Genomic DNA, 14,237 nt, shown 5'->3' with positions numbered 1-14,237 from the left:
CGCCCTCGAGGCCGCCCTCCGGCTCGTCGAGGCCTCCGGCGGGGCGGAGGCCGGCCACCGGGTCCTCGCCCTCACCATGGGGCCGGCGGACGCCGCGGCCGCCCTCAAGCGCGCCCTCCAGCTGGGCGCGGACGCCGGCGTGCACGTGCTCGACGACGCCCTCGCCGGCTCGGACGCCTGGGTCACCGCCCGGGTGCTCGCCGCCGCGGTCGGGCGGATCGCCGAGGAGGAGTCCCGGCCGGTGGACCTCGTGCTCACCGGCATGGCGTCCACGGACGGGGAGACCTCCCTGGTCCCCGGGCAGCTGGCCGAGCGGCTCGGCCTGGCCCACGTCGGCTTCGCGAGCTCGCTGGCCCTCGCCGAGGGCGGCGCCTCGCTCACCGCCACCCGGCACACGGGGACCGAGGTCCTCGAGCTCGTCGCGCCGCTGCCGGCGCTCGTGGCCGTCACCGACCGCGCCGACACCCCCCGCTACCCGAACTTCAAGGCGATCGTGGCGGCCCGGAAGAAGTCCGTGCGCACCTGGACGGCCGCCGACCTCGGGCTCGGCCCGGGCGACGTGGGCCTGGCCGGCTCCCTCACCCGCGTGCTCGAGGCGGTGCCCCGCCCGCCGCGCACCGCCGGGGAGGTCGTGGTGGACGAGGGCGAGGGCGGGATCCGCCTCGCCGAGTTCCTCGTGGCCCAGAAGCTCGTCTGAGCCCGTCCCGTCCGACCCCGCCACGTCCGACCCCGTCACGTCCCGCCCGGGCCTCGGGCAGAAGGAGGACCCCATGACCACGACCCTGGTGGTGCTGGACACCACGGAGGAGCTGCGCCGCGGCGACCGGGAGCTACTCGTGCTCGCGGGCACCCTGGGCGAGGCGCACGCCGCGCTCCCCGCGGCCCCCGGGGACGGGCTGCTCGACGAGCTGGCCGGCCACGGGGTGGCCGCCGTGCACGTCCCCGCGGCCGGCCCGGACGACCGGCTGAGCACCCCCGCGGTCGCGCTCGCGGCGGCCGCGGCCCGGGCGAGCGGCGCCGGGGCGGTGCTGCTGCCCAACACCCCGGAGGCCAAGGACGCCGCCGCGCGCCTGGGCGTGCGCCTCGCGGCGGGGGTGATCACCGACGTGGTGGGGCTGGACGGGGACCTGGTCGCCACCAAGTCCGTCCTCGCCGGCGGCTGGACCACCCGGTGCCGGGCCACGAGCCCGGTGCTGGTCGCCACCGTCCGGCCCCACGCGGTGGAGCTCCCGGCCGGGCTCCCGGCGGAGCGTCCGGCCGGGACGGACCGTCCGGCGGTGCACGTCCACGAGGTGGAGGACACCGTCCCCGCCGCCCGCGTGGTCGGCCGCACCGGGCTGCCCGCCTCCGGGCGGCCGGCCCTGGGTGAGGCGCGCGTGGTCGTGGCCGGCGGCCGCGGCACGGGCGGGGACTTCGGCCCGCTCGAGGAGCTCGCGGACGTCCTCGGCGGGGCGATCGGCGCCTCCCGCGCCGCGGTGGACGCCGGGTGGATCGGCCCCGAGGCGCAGGTGGGGCAGACCGGCCGCACCGTCTCCCCGCAGCTCTACGTCTCGTGCGGGATCTCCGGGGCCGTGCAGCAGCGGGCGGGCATGCAGACCGCCCGGGTGATCGTGGCGGTCAACAAGGACGAGCAGGCGCCCGTCCTCGAGATCGCCGACCTCGGGATCGTGGGCGACCTCCGGAAGGTGCTGCCGCAGGCGGTCGAGCACCTGCGGGCGCTGCGCGGATAGCCGCCGCGGCGGACGGCCCCGCGGCGGGCCGACCCGCCGCGCCGACCGGGCGGCTCAGAACCCCGAGGGGTGCCGGGGGGTGTAGGCCTCCTCGAGGCGGCGGACCTCCTCGTCCGTCAGCTCCAGCTCGACGGCTGCCGCGGCGTCGTCGATGTGCTGCTCCCGGGTCGCGCCGACGATCGGCGCCGTCACGGCGGCCCGGCCGGCGACCCACGCCAGGGCCACCTGGGCCATCGGCGCGCCGCGCTCACCGGCCACGGCCGCGACCGCGTCGACGATCGCCCGGTTCGCCGCCACGTCCTGCGTGTAGAGGCCCTGGCCGAACGCGTCGGTGCTCTCCCGGGAACCGGAGCCGGCGGCGCCCCAGGGCCGGGCCAGCCGGCCGCGGGCGAGCGGGCTCCACGGCAGCACGCCCACCCCGGTCGCCCGGCAGAACGGGTGCATCTCCCGCTCCTCCTCGCGCTCGAGCAGGTTGTACTGGTCCTGCATGGAGACGAACGTGGTCCAGCCGTGCAGCTCGGCGGCGTGCTGCAGCTGCCCGAACTGCCAGGCCCACATGCTCGAGGCCCCGAGATAGCGGGCCTTGCCGGCCTTCACGACGTCGTGCAGGGCCTCCATGGTCTCCTCGACGGGGGTGCGGGGGTCGAACCGGTGGATCTGGTACAGGTCGACGTAGTCGGTCCCCAACCGCTGCAGCGACGCGTCGATCTCGTGCATGATCGCCGCCCGGCCGAGGCCGCCGCCGTTGCGCGCGTCCCGCATCCGCCCGTGCACCTTGGTGGCGATCTGGAGCTCCTCCCGCGGGGCGATCTCGCGGAGCAGCGTGCCGGTGATCTCCTCGCTGGAGCCCAGCGAGTACACGTTGGCCGTGTCGAACGTGGTGATCCCGGCCTCGTAGGCGCGGCGCACGAACGGGCGGGCCTCGTCGAGGCCCACGCTCCACGCGTGCGAGCCCTTGGCAGGGTCCCCGTAGCTCATCATGCCCAGCACGACGGCGCTCAGCTCGAGGCCGGAGCTCCCCAGACGGACGGTTCTCATGACGGTTCCCCTTCTGCAGAACGGACGGTGGCAGGACGGACTGTGGCGGGACGGACTGTGGCACGGAGCCGCGGCGACGGCGGGGTCACGGGCCCGCTCCCGATCCTAGGAGACCCCGCCGCGGACGGCCGGACCGCGGGCTCAGCGCGCCACGGTCCGGTGCCCGGCGTCCAGCCGCCGGGTCCAGCCGCGCGCGTCCAGGTGCTCCAGCAGCGGGATCGCCACGCGCCGGGTGGTGCCCAGCGCCTGGCGGGCCTGGCTCGTGGTGAAGGGCTGCGGCAGCCGGGCCAGCTCGCGCATGGCCAGGGCGGGGGCCGTGGGGAGCAGCACCACGCCCTCCCCGATGCGGAGCAGCCGCCCGGCGCGCTCGGCGGCGGCGAGCTCGCGGGCGCCCAGCCGCAGCGCCGTCAGGTCCTCGGCCTCCGGGGCGCGGAAGGGCTCGGCCGCGAGCCGGTGCTCCAGCCGGCGCACGGCGGGCTCGTGCGCGCCGAGGCCGCCCCGGTGCTGCGGGGAGCGGATGTGCCCGCCCTCCTGCGCCAGGCCGGCGCCGCGGACCACGGGGTCGACCAGGGCCGCGTCGGGCAGCGCGAGCAGGTCCCGGGCAGCACCCCGGGACAGACCGGCCGCCAGGGGGTCACGGGTGTGCAGCTCCTCCACGGCGGTGCGCAGCCGCTGCTGCCAGGCGTCGAGCACGGGGGCGTGCACCCACCAGCCGCCGGCCGCGCGCACCCCGGCGGGCGGAGCGGCGTCCGCGGCGGGCAGCAGGCCGAGTCGGTGCAGGCGCTCGGCCGGCACCGCGCCGCGGCGGGCCACCTCGGCGAGCACGTCGCCGCGGGCGTCCAGGCCGGCGAGGCGCTCGGCCCGGCGCGTCCGGTCGCCGCGCCGCCGCAGCGCGGGCGGGTCGGCGTCGAGGACCTGGGCGCCGCCGAGCACCGAGCGGCTGCCGGGGTCGCGCAGCACCACCCGGTCCCCGAGGACCAGGGGCAGGGGGCGGTCGAGGGCCAGCCGGGCGTGGTCGTCGTCGAAGGGGCTGAGCCGGGCCGGGACCGCCGCGGCGCCGGCGTGCACCACGAGGTGCTCGGCCACGAGCGGGAACGCGGACCCGGTGGTGCGGCGGACGTCGAGGACGTCGGTGACCGGCCACGCGCCCGGAGTGACCAGGGCGTCGCCGCGGTGCACCTCGTCGGCCGGCACCCCGCGCAGGTTCACGGCCACCCGGGCGTGGGGCTCCAGCGACGCGGCCGGCCGGTTGCGGCTGTGCAGCCCGCGCACCGCCACCGGCCGGGCCCCGCCGGAGCCGAGCAGCTCCAGCCGGTCGTCCTGCCGGAGCGTGCCCGCGGTCAGGGTGCCGGTCACCACCGTGCCGGACCCGGTGATCGTGAAGGAGCGGTCCACCCACAGCCGCAGCCGCCCGCCGGCGGGCGCGGGCGCCCGCGCGAGGACGTCGTCGAGGGCGGCGCGCAGCTCGTCCAGGCCCGTGCCCTCGAGGGCAGAGACGGTGACCGCGGGCGCGTCGCGCAGGCCCGTCCCGGCCAGCTCCGCCCGGACCTGCGCGAGCACCTCCTCGGCGCGCCCGGGCGCCCGGTCGGCCCGGGTGAGCACCACCACGCCGCGCTCGATGCCCAGGGCCGCGACCGCGTCCCGATGGTCCGCGGACTGCGCCTGCCAGCCCTCGTCGACCGCGACCACGAAGCACACCACCGGGGCCGGGCCGAGCCCGGCGAGCATGTTGCCGAGGAAGCGCTCGTGGCCGGGGACGTCCACGAAGGCCACGTCCCGCCCGGAGGGCAGCGTGGTCCAGGCGTAGCCCAGGTCGATGGTCAGCCCGCGGCGGCGCTCCTCCTCCCAGCGGTCGGGCTCCATGCCGGTGAGGGCCCGCACCAGGGTGCTCTTGCCGTGGTCGACGTGCCCGGCCGTGGCGACGACGTGCACGCTCACCGGGTCCCCCCGGTCCCGTTATCGGCCCTGTCGCCGGCCCTGTCGTCGGCCCCGTCGGCCGTCCCGTCGAGGACGGTCAGGGCAGCGCGCACCGCGGCGAGCAGGCGGTCGTCGTGGGGCTCGGGGACGCAGCGCAGGTCGAGCAGGCACGCGTGGTCGTGGACCCGGGGGAGCACGGCGGGGCGGCCGGCGCGCAGCGGCGCCGCCGCCGCCTCGGGCAGTCGGACCGCCCACCCCGGCAGCGGCACCCCGGGAGCGCCGCCGCCGCCGACCCGGCCGTCGTGCGGGACCACCGGCGCGCCGACGGCCGCGGCGAGCCGCTCGGCGCGGGCGCGCAGCCGGTCGGGGTCCGCGTGCAGCGCCTGCACCACGGGGGTGGGCCCGCCGGCGAGCGTGGCCTCCAGCGCGGCGAGCGCGAGCTTGTCGGCGCGCACCGCGCGGGCGAGGGGATGGCCGGCCAACCGGGCGACGACCTCCGCGCGCCCGAGCACCACCCCGGCCTGCGGGCCGCCGAGCAGCTTGTCGCCGCTGGCGATGACGATGTCCGCGCCGCCGGCCAGGGCGGAGGCGGCGTCCGGCTCCTGCGGCAGGCGCGGGTCCGGGGTCAGCAGCCCGCTGCCCAGGTCGGCCACCAGGGGCACGCCGTGGGCGCGCGCCAGCGGCCCCAGCTCCTCCGGCCCGACGCCCGAGGTGAAGCCCTCCACCCGGAAGTTGCTCGGGTGCACCTTGAGCAGGCATCCGGTCTCCGGGCCGATCGCCTCGGCGTAGTCGCGCAGGTGCGTCCGGTTGGTCGTGCCCACCTCGCGCAGCCGGGCGCCGGTCGACTCGATGAGCTCCGGCAGCCGGAAGCCGGCCCCGATCTCGACGAGCTCGCCGCGGCTGATCACCACCTCGCGGCCGGCCGCCAGCGCCGTGGTGGCCAGCACCAGCGCGGCCGCGCCGTTGTTGACCACCAGCGCGTCCTCGGCGGGCGGGCAGGCGGCGAGCAGGGCCGCCCGGGTCCCGGCGCCGCGGCGGGACCGGGTGCCGGTGCGCAGGTCCAGCTCCACGTCGACGTACCCGGCCGCCGCCACCAGCGCCTCGGTCGCGGCCGCCGACAACGGTGCGCGGCCCAGGTTGGTGTGCACCACCACCCCGGTGGCGTTGAGCACCGGGGTCAGGGTCGACGCGGAGCGGGCGGCGAGGGCGGCGAGCACCGCCGGTTCGACCTGCTCGGGGGCGAGCTCGCCCCGCCGGGCCCGCTCCTGGGTCTCGCGCACCAGGGTGCGCACGATCTCCTCGCTCAGCCGCTCACGGGCCCGGCGGACGGCGGGCAGGCCCATGAGCTGGTCGGTGCGGGGGATCAGGCGACGCGGGTCGTCCTGGGCCACAGTTCCTCCTCGGCGCGCCGGGCGCGTGGCAGAAGTCGGCGGAGGCAGACGCTGACGGAAGCGGACGTTGACGGGAGCAGACGTTGGCGGAGGCGGACGGGAATCGAACCCGCCAGACCGAGGTGCTCGGTCTCACCGGTTTTGAAGACCGGGGGGCCCACCAGGACCCGGACGCCTCCGCTGCCCAACCTAGCACCGCCGCCGCCAGTAGGCTGACGGCATGGACCTGACCCGCACGTCGCACCCGCCCCTGCCCGAGACCGGCGCGGTCCGGCTGACCGGCTTCGCCCACGGCGGCGGCTGCGCCTGCAAGATCCCGCCCGGGGAGCTCGAGGACGCGGTCCGCGGTCTCACCGGGCAGACGGGGGCCGGGGTGCTGGTCGGCCTCGACGACGGCGACGACGCCGCGGCCGTCCTGGTGCGCGAGGACCTCGCGGTGCTCTCCACCGCGGACTTCTTCACCCCGGTCGTCGACGACGCCTACGACTGGGGCCGGATCGCCGCCGCGAACGCCCTGTCCGACGTCTACGCCATGGGCGGGCGCCCGGTGATGGCGATCAACCTGGTGGGCTGGCCGCGCGAGGTGCTGCCGATGGAGCTGCTGACCGAGGTGCTGCGCGGCGGCCTGGCGGTGGCCTCCGAGGCGGGGTGCCCGGTGATCGGGGGTCACTCCATCGACGACCCGGAGCCGAAGTACGGCATGGCCGTGACGGGCGTGGCCGATCCCGCCCGGCTGCTGCGCAACGACGCCGCCGCGCCCGGGCTGCCCCTGACCCTCACCAAGCCGATCGGCGTGGGGCTGCTCAACAACCGGCACAAGGCGACCGGTGAGGTCTTCGCCGAGGCCGTGGCCACGATGACCCGGCTCAACCGGGACGGCGCCGAGGCCGCGCTGGCGGCCGGGGCCCGGGCGGCCACGGACGTCACCGGGTTCGGGCTGCTCGGGCACCTGCACAAGATGTGCCGGGCCTCAGGGGTCGGCGCGGTCCTCGACCGGGCGGCGGTGCCCCTGGTCGAGGGGGCGCCGGAGGCGCTGCGGGACGGCTTCGTCTCCGGGGGGACCCGCCGCAACCTCGACTGGGTGCGCCCCCACCTGCGCGCCGCGGCCGGTGTTCCGGAGGAGGACCTGCTGCTGCTGGCCGACGCGCAGACCTCGGGCGGGCTGCTCGTCGTCGGCGAGCTGCCCGGGTACCCGGTGGTCGGCCACACCGTGGCCGGGTCCGGCATCGAGGTGCGCTGAGCGCCGTCCCGGGACGGCGCCGGCGGCTCAGCCGGCCGTGGTGATCGAGTCGTCGACGACGCCGGCGGCCCGCCGGGCGGCCAAGCGCGCCTTCTGCGGCTCGATGGTGTAGCGGGGGTCCTGGGCCGAGTGGATCCCGGCCTCCAGCACGCCGAACCGCGTCAGCGCGGAGGAGGCCAGCAGTGCCAGCCCCGACACCGCGGCGACCGCCCGGTGCCGTCCGCCCAGCAGCGTGCCGAGACCGCCGGCGACCGCCAGCCGCTCGCTCCACGCCAGCATGGTCCCGGCCGGCCCGTGGTGCAGCGGCTCGGCCGCCACGGGGTGCATCCGGCGCTCCATCAGCTTCGTGGCGACCAGCTCCCCGGCCACGCCGAGCACGGCGAGCCGGCGGGCGGGGCCGGCCTGGCCGACCGACGTGGTGACCATCCCCAGACCGCCCGAGGCGAGGCTCGCCGAGCTCACGAAGACGAACGCCAGGTGCTCGCGGGCGGCGTTCCAGGTGGGGGTCGCCGTGTCGGAGAGCAGGACCGCGGTGTAGGCGGCCAGCGGCCCGGCGAACACGGCGGCCTCGACCCCGGCCGGTCCCTCCACCGCGCGCAGCACCGGGCGCAGCGGCCCCAGGGGCAGGCGCGCACCGGTCATCCGGTCGACCTCGGCCACGGCCGCGGTCCCCATGCCGGCGCCGAACGCGCTGAGGATCCAGGAACCCACGCTCATGGGGGACGTCACCTTGAACGTGCGCAGCATGTTGAAGAAGCGCTCCGGCCGGCCGAGGTCGGCGACCAGGGCCACCGCGCCGGCGCCGAGGGCGGCCACCGAGCCCAGCCGGGCGTTGCGGCGCAGTTCGTCCCGGCCGGTGAGCTGACCGCCGAGGGCGAGCAGCGCCGAGCCCCCGGCCACGCCGCCGAGGAACAGGTACGCGGCGACCTCGTGGCCCCACGGCGCCGGCTTGACCACCGGCCGCCCGTAGTAGGACGTGAACTCCGCCTCCGGGACCATCGGCATCTCGCGCGAGCCGTCGCCCCCGCCGCCCTGGCCAGGGCCCCGGCGGCGCGGGCCGTTGCGCCGCCGCCGGCGCGGCTGCTCGGGGGGACGGTAGCTGTCGAACTCGGAGAGGCTCACGAACGGCCTCCCGCGAAGGCCACGGCGGCGGCGGCGAGCATGCCCACCGCGGCCAGGCCGGCCCGCCGGTACATCTGGGGCAGGTCGGCGGTCGGCACCCGCGGGTCCGGCGGCAGCCCGTACACCTCCGGCTCGTCGAGCAGCAGGAACACCGACCCGGTGCCGCCCACGCCGTCGAGCTCGTTGGCGCCGTAGAGCCTCGCCTCGGTGCGCCCCTGGGCGTGCAGCTCCGCGACCCGCTCGCGGGCCTGGTCCACCATGTCGTCGTGCTCGCCGTACTTGATGGAGGTGGTGGGGCAGGTCTGCGCGCAGGCGGGCGTCTGGTCGTCCACCATGCGGTCGTAGCACAGGGTGCACTTCTGGGCGATGCCCACCTTCGGCACCTCGGGCCGGGTCCCGGGCTGCTCGCCCCGCTTCGTGCGCGGCGCGGCCGTGCCGTCGGTGCGCCGCTCGATCACCCCGAACGGGCAGCCGGCCACGCAGGTGCCGCACCCGTTGCACACGTCGTCCTGCACCACCACGGTGCCGTGCTCGGTGCGGAACAGCGCTCCCGTGGGGCACACGTCGAGGCACCCGGCGTGCGTGCAGTGCTTGCAGACGTCGGAGGACATCAGCCAGCGGAACTCCTCGGTGTCCGGCGGGGTGGTGTCCTCCGCCGCCGTCCGCGGGCGCGTCTCGGGGGGCCCGACCTTGGGCATGCCGAGGCTCACGAGCTTGCGCCCGGACTCCCGGGCCTCCTCGATGCGCTCGCTGTCCTGCTCGACGAACGCCACGTGCCGCCAGGTGCTCGCGCCCAGGGAGCCCGTGTTGTCGTAGGAGGACTCCAGCAGCCGGAGGTCCCCGTCCTGGGGGTTCTGGTTCCACTCCTTGCAGGCCACCTCGCAGGCCTTGCAGCCGATGCAGATCGAGGTGTCGGTGAAGAAGCCCTTCCGCGGGTGCTGGTGCTCCCAGTGCGCGTCGGCGGTGGGGTCGGTCGGTCCGGCCAGCTGGCCCATCAGTTCTCCCTCAGGGGTTCGGTGCTCGGATCGGTGCTCGGATCGGTGTGCGGGTCCGTGCCCGCCGCGGCGGTCCCGGCGGCGCCGGGCGGGTCGATGCGGGTGTTGCCGGTCGCCACGGTGGCGCCCGCGCGCACCTGGTAGTCCGCGACGAGCTGGAGCAGCGCGGCGCCCTGCGGGCGGCGGCCCGGCCGGATGTGGCAGGAGCCGACCTTGGAGTCCTGGATCTGCACGTTCGGCTCGAGCGTGAGCCCCAGCAGGTCGTTGGCCGAGTCGCCGCTGACCACCGCGTCGTCGCCCACGCCCCAGTGGTAGGGCAGCCCGATCTGGTGCACGGTCCGCCCGCGCACCACCAGCGGGGTCATGCGGTCGGTGACGAGCACCCGCGCCTCGATCGCCGCCCGGGGCGAGACGATCGTGGCCCAGCCGTAGGGCTCCAGCCCGCACTCGGCGGCGAGCTCGGGGGAGACCTCGCAGAACATCTCCGGCTGCAGCTCCGAGAGGTACGGCAACCACCGGCTCATGCCGCCGGCGGTGTGGTGCTCGGTGAGCCGGTAGGTGGTGAACACGTAGGGGTACACGTCCACTCCCGGCTCCCCGGCGCTCGGGGCGCTGAGGTTGTCCGGGCGCGCGAACAGCACCCGGGACGGGTTGCGCTGCTGGGTGTACAGGGCGTTGTCGATCGGCGACTCCTGCGGCTCGTAGTGCGTGGGCAGCGGACCGTCCACCACGCCCTTGGGCGCGTACAGCCAGCCCTTGCCGTCGGCCTGCATGATGAACGGGTCGTCGCCGGCCAGCGCGGCGGCGCCCCCGGCGTCGGGGTCCGGACGGGTGCCCGGGGCGAGGTGGAGCGGGAAGTCGGGCACGTCGTCCCCGACCCACTGCTCCTGCTCCTCGTCCCACCACACGTGCTTCTTGCGCTCGCTCCACGGCCGGCCCTCGGGGTCGGCCGAGGCGCGGTTGTAGAGCAGCCGGCGGTTGGCCGGCCAGGCCCAGCCCCACTCGAGAGCCGCGGCCCCCTGCTCCTGGGCCGGCCGCCGCGCGGCGGCCCGGTTGACGCCGTCGGCGTAGACCCCGGTGTAGATCCAGCAGCCGCCGGACGTGGAGCCGTCGGCGCGCATCTCGGTGTAGGAGGACAGCGGCTTCCCGGCGTCCGGCCCGCTCAGGTGCCGGCCGTTGATCTCGGCGAGCACCGCCTCGGGGTCGGGCTCGCCGTGCTCGTCCACGGGGTAGTCCCAGGTGAGGTCGAGCAGCGGGCGGTCGCGCTCGTCGTCGGAGCCGGCCAGCCGCTCCCGGATCCGCCGGCCCAGCTCGAAGAAGAATTGCAGCTCGCTCTGGCACTCGCCCGGCGGCGCCACGGCCTGGTGGCGCCACTGCAGCAGCCGCTGGGTCTGGGTGAACGTGCCCGACTTCTCCACGTGCGTGGCCGCGGGCAGGAAGAACACCTCGGTCTCGATGTCCTCGGTGCGCAGCTCGCCCGAGGCGATCTCCGGGCCGTCCTTCCACCAGGTCGCCGACTCGATGAGGTTGAGGTCGCGCACCACCAGCCACTTGAGGTGGGACATGGCCATGCGCTGCATCCGGCCGTTGGAGGAGCCCACCGCGGGGTTCTGGCCGAGCAGGAAGTAGCCATCCACCTCGTCCTCGAGCATCTTCGTCAGCGTCTGGAAGGTGCCGTGGGCGCCCGTGAGGCGCGGGAGGTAGTCGTAGGCCCAGTCGTTGTCCGCGGTGGCGGCGTCCCCCCACCAGGCCTTGAGCAGGCTGGTCGTGTAGGCGTCGGCCTCGGCCCAGTAGCCCTTCTGCTTCTTCGACGCGATCGCGGCCAGGTAGTCCGCGAACGTGTCGTGGGTGCCGGCCACCGGCATCGGCAGGTAGCCGGGCAGCAGGTTGAACAGCGTGGGGATGTCGGTCGAGCCCTGGATGCTGGCGTGCCCGCGCAGGGCCATGATCCCCCCGCCGGGGCGGCCCATGTTGCCCAGCAGCAGCTGCAGGATCGAGGCGGTGCGGATGAACTGCGCGCCCAGGCTGTGCTGGGTCCAGCCGACGGCGTAGGCGAAGCAGGTGGTCCGCTCGCGCCCGGAGTTCTCGGTGACGGATCGGGCTAGGTACGCGAAGTCCTCCGGGGAGATGCCGCACACCTCCTGCACCATCTCGGGGGTGTAGCGCGCGAAGTGCCGCTTGAGGATCTGGAACACCGTCCGGGGGTCCTGCAGGGTGTCGTCGCGCTGCATCCGGGCGTGCTCCAGCGGGGCCCCGCCGCTGCCGAGCTGCTGGCCGGCGGCCTCGGCCACGGAGGCGTCCGAGCCCGCGTGCTCGGGGTCGCCGGCGGGTCCGCCCACCTTGCCGTCGTCGCCCGGGCGTGCGTCCGCCCGGTCGCCGTCGTTCTCCGCGTAGGCCCACGAGGACATGTCGTACTGGCCGGTCCCGGGGTCGAACCCGGAGAACAGGCCGTCGAGGTCCTCGGCGTCGCGGTAGTCCTCGTTCACGATGGTGGCCGCGTTGGTGTACGCCCGCACGTACTCCTCGAACCACAGGTCGTGGGTGAGGACGTGGTTGATCAGCGCGCCGAGCAGGACGATGTCCGAGCCGGCCCGGATCGGGACGTGCTTGTCAGCGACGGCCGAGGTGCGGGTGAAGCGCGGATCGACGTGGATGATCCGGGCGCCGCGCGCCTTGGCCTCCGTGACCCACTGGTAGCCCACGGGGTGGCACTCGGCCATGTTGGAGCCCTGGATGACGATGCAGTCGGCATTGGCCATGTCCTGCAGGGACTGCGTCGCGCCACCGCGACCGAACGAGGCTCCCAGACCGGGAACCGTGGCGGAGTGTCAAATACGAGCCTGGTTCTCGATCTGGATCGCTCCCGCGGCGGTGAAGAGCTTCTTGATCAGGTAGTTCTCTTCGTTGTCCAGCGTCGCCCCGCCCAGGGCGGCGAAGCCCATCGTGCGGCGCAGCGGACGGCCCTGCTCGTCGGCGTCCTGCCACCCGTTGCGGCGGGACTCCAGGACGCGGTCGGTGATCATCTCGACGGCGGTCTCGAGGTCCAGGTGCTGCCACTCGGTGGCCCGGGGCGCGCGGTAGAGCACCCGCGTCTGACGGCCGGGGGCATTGACGAGCTGCTCGCTGGCCGAGCCCTTGGGGCACAGACGGCCGCGGGAGATCGGCGAGTCCGGGTCGCCCTCGATCTGGACGACCTTCTCGTCCTTGACGTACACCCGCTGACCGCAGCCCACCGCGCAGTAGGGGCACACGCTCTGCACCACGCGGTCCGCGGTGCTGGTGCGCGGGGCCTTCTCGCGAGTGCGCTCGGAGGTCACGGCCGGGCCGCGACCGAGCAGGTCGCCCGAGCGCAGCTGCCGGACGACCGGCCATTCCAAAGGACTGAACCGTGCCATGGCAGGAGCATAACCCGACGGGCCGCACTGTGGCACGGGCCACGCCGGGCGGAGCCGTCCCGTCCCGCCCGGCGCCTCCGGCCTCGTCGCCCTCCGCCGGGTGCTCAGCGCGGGATCCGGGCCTCCGGCGTCGCGGCCGGACCGGGGCGTCCGCCCAGGACCAGGCCGCGGGTGCCGCGCACGGCGGCCGCGACCGCCCGCTCGAGCGGGCCCTGGCCGAACCACCTCTGCCACAGCACGGCGAAGCCGGCGGCGACCACCAGGTGCACGGCGAACCAGAGCACGGGCCGGTCGTAGTGCAGCGTCGTGGCCAGGGCGAGCAGGTGGGCCGAGTACAGGGTCAGGGTGCGCCCGCCCATGGCGCCGAGGGTGGTCCACAGCGGGTTCGCCCGGGCGAGCAGGAGGAACGCCCCCAGCACGGCCAGGCCGGTGCCCAGGTCCATGAGCATCGTCACCGGGGTGGTGCTGTGCGGGCCGGCCGTCAGCAGCCACCACCAGGTGGAGGTGGGCAGGTCCGGGCTGGGGCCCCAGATCAGGATCTCGTCGATCTGGTCCTCGCTCAGCCACGGCGTGTGGCGCACCAGCTGGCCGTAGCCGCCGGCCTGGAGGATCAGCAGCCAGTAGGCGAACCACGCGCCGACCGCCAGGAGCACGCCCAGCAGCACGATCCGGACCTGCACCTGGACCTCGTGCAGGTCCAGGCGGCCGAGGAGCAGGCCGGCGCAGAGGTAGCTCAGGTACGGCACGGCGGGGTAGGTGCCCGTCAGCAGCACCTGGGCCAGGAACGCCCCGGGATCCGCCGCGAGGCTGCCCAGGGTCGGGTTGACCGCCGTGGGCTGCGGCAGGACCGGTCCCAGGACGTGCACGAGCAGGGGGCCCGCGACCGCGAGGACGAGCGCGCCGGCGGCCAGGGTGCGGCGCCGCAGGCCCAGCAGGGGGAGGGCCAGCAGGAAGAACGCCCCGTAGTAGACGAGGATGCCCAGGGCCGGCGCCGGGGAGGGCATGAGCTCGTTGATGCCCAGCCCGACGGCGGCGATGAGCAGGGCGCGGACCACGAGCCCGGCGCGCGTGGCGGTCAGCTCCCGCCCCCGGTGCGGGGTCCGCCCGCCGGAGGAGAAGGCCAGGCTGAGCCCGGCGAGCAGGGCGAACAGCGCCGCGGCGCGGCCGCCGAACAGGGTCCACTGCAGCGTGGGCTCGAAGGTCTCGGGGTCGTGGGCGGGCAGGATGTGGACGGCGATCATGCCGATCAGGGCCAGGCCGCGGGCCGCGTCCACGGCGACGAGGCGGGGTCGGCGCCCCGGGGCGCGAGGCGCCCGGTCGGCACCGGGCGTGCCGGGGCCGGCGGGGGCGGCAGCCGCCGTGCGGGCGGGGGGAGCTTCGGACGGTGTGGTCATGGGGATCTCCGGGGG

General features: G+C 76.1%; 10 protein-coding genes and 1 tRNA gene. 3 read left to right on the top strand and 8 right to left on the bottom strand.

The window, feature by feature from the left end:
• Both ACWCOM_RS18030 and ACWCOM_RS18025 read left to right on the top strand, forming a co-directional pair.
• Positions 1-697, top strand: a 697-nt coding sequence (locus ACWCOM_RS18030) for an electron transfer flavoprotein subunit beta/FixA family protein (protein ID WP_454550125.1), incomplete at its 5' end; no start/stop codon positions are given.
• Positions 698-770: 73 nt separating this feature from the next.
• A complete protein-coding gene (locus tag ACWCOM_RS18025; protein WP_454550124.1) occupies positions 771-1,730 on the top strand; it encodes an electron transfer flavoprotein subunit alpha/FixB family protein in 960 nt (319 codons plus the stop codon).
• A gap of 54 nt (positions 1,731-1,784) precedes the next feature.
• On the opposite strand, the gene ACWCOM_RS18020 is transcribed toward ACWCOM_RS18025, so the two are convergent.
• The 4 genes from ACWCOM_RS18020 to ACWCOM_RS18005 form a co-directional block, all read right to left on the bottom strand.
• Complete coding sequence (locus tag ACWCOM_RS18020) at positions 1,785-2,768, bottom strand: aldo/keto reductase (protein ID WP_454550123.1); 984 nt, start codon at positions 2,766-2,768, stop codon at positions 1,785-1,787.
• A gap of 141 nt (positions 2,769-2,909) precedes the next feature.
• The gene (selB, locus tag ACWCOM_RS18015) at positions 2,910-4,700 is read right to left on the bottom strand and encodes a selenocysteine-specific translation elongation factor (RefSeq protein ID WP_454550127.1); all 1,791 of its coding nucleotides are present in this window, start codon (positions 4,698-4,700) and stop codon (positions 2,910-2,912) included.
• A gap of 2 nt (positions 4,701-4,702) precedes the next feature.
• Positions 4,703-6,076: an L-seryl-tRNA(Sec) selenium transferase gene (gene selA / locus ACWCOM_RS18010; protein ID WP_454550122.1), complete on the bottom strand. Its 1,374-nt coding sequence runs from the start codon at positions 6,074-6,076 to the stop codon at positions 4,703-4,705.
• An 84-nt stretch (positions 6,077-6,160) separates the two neighbouring features.
• A tRNA-Sec gene (locus ACWCOM_RS18005) sits at positions 6,161-6,255 on the bottom strand.
• 71 nt (positions 6,256-6,326) lie between these two features.
• Here ACWCOM_RS18005 and selD point away from each other — a divergent pair.
• A complete protein-coding gene (selD, locus tag ACWCOM_RS18000; RefSeq protein ID WP_454550126.1) occupies positions 6,327-7,316 on the top strand; it encodes a selenide, water dikinase SelD in 990 nt (329 codons plus the stop codon).
• 27 nt (positions 7,317-7,343) lie between these two features.
• On the opposite strand, the gene nrfD is transcribed toward selD, so the two are convergent.
• The 4 genes from nrfD to ACWCOM_RS17980 form a co-directional block, all read right to left on the bottom strand.
• Positions 7,344-8,438, bottom strand: coding sequence for an NrfD/PsrC family molybdoenzyme membrane anchor subunit (nrfD, locus tag ACWCOM_RS17995; RefSeq protein WP_454550121.1), 1,095 nt, complete (start codon positions 8,436-8,438; stop codon positions 7,344-7,346).
• Positions 8,435-9,433 (bottom strand): 4Fe-4S dicluster domain-containing protein, encoded by a 999-nt coding sequence (locus ACWCOM_RS17990; protein ID WP_156270087.1) that lies wholly within the window; start codon positions 9,431-9,433, stop codon positions 8,435-8,437. The genes nrfD and ACWCOM_RS17990 overlap by 4 nt, the downstream gene beginning before the upstream one ends.
• On the bottom strand, positions 9,433-12,828 hold the full coding sequence (fdh, locus tag ACWCOM_RS17985) for a formate dehydrogenase (protein WP_454550120.1): 3,396 nt from the start codon (positions 12,826-12,828) through the stop codon (positions 9,433-9,435). The genes ACWCOM_RS17990 and fdh overlap by 1 nt, the downstream gene beginning before the upstream one ends.
• Positions 12,829-12,932: 104 nt before the next feature.
• A partial coding sequence (locus ACWCOM_RS17980) for a heparan-alpha-glucosaminide N-acetyltransferase domain-containing protein (protein ID WP_454550119.1) occupies positions 12,933-14,237 on the bottom strand: 1,305 nt, incomplete at its 5' end.

It is taken from the genome of Kocuria sp. KH4 (assembly GCF_053711175.1).
This window is presented reverse-complemented; position numbering and strand designations above follow the sequence as displayed.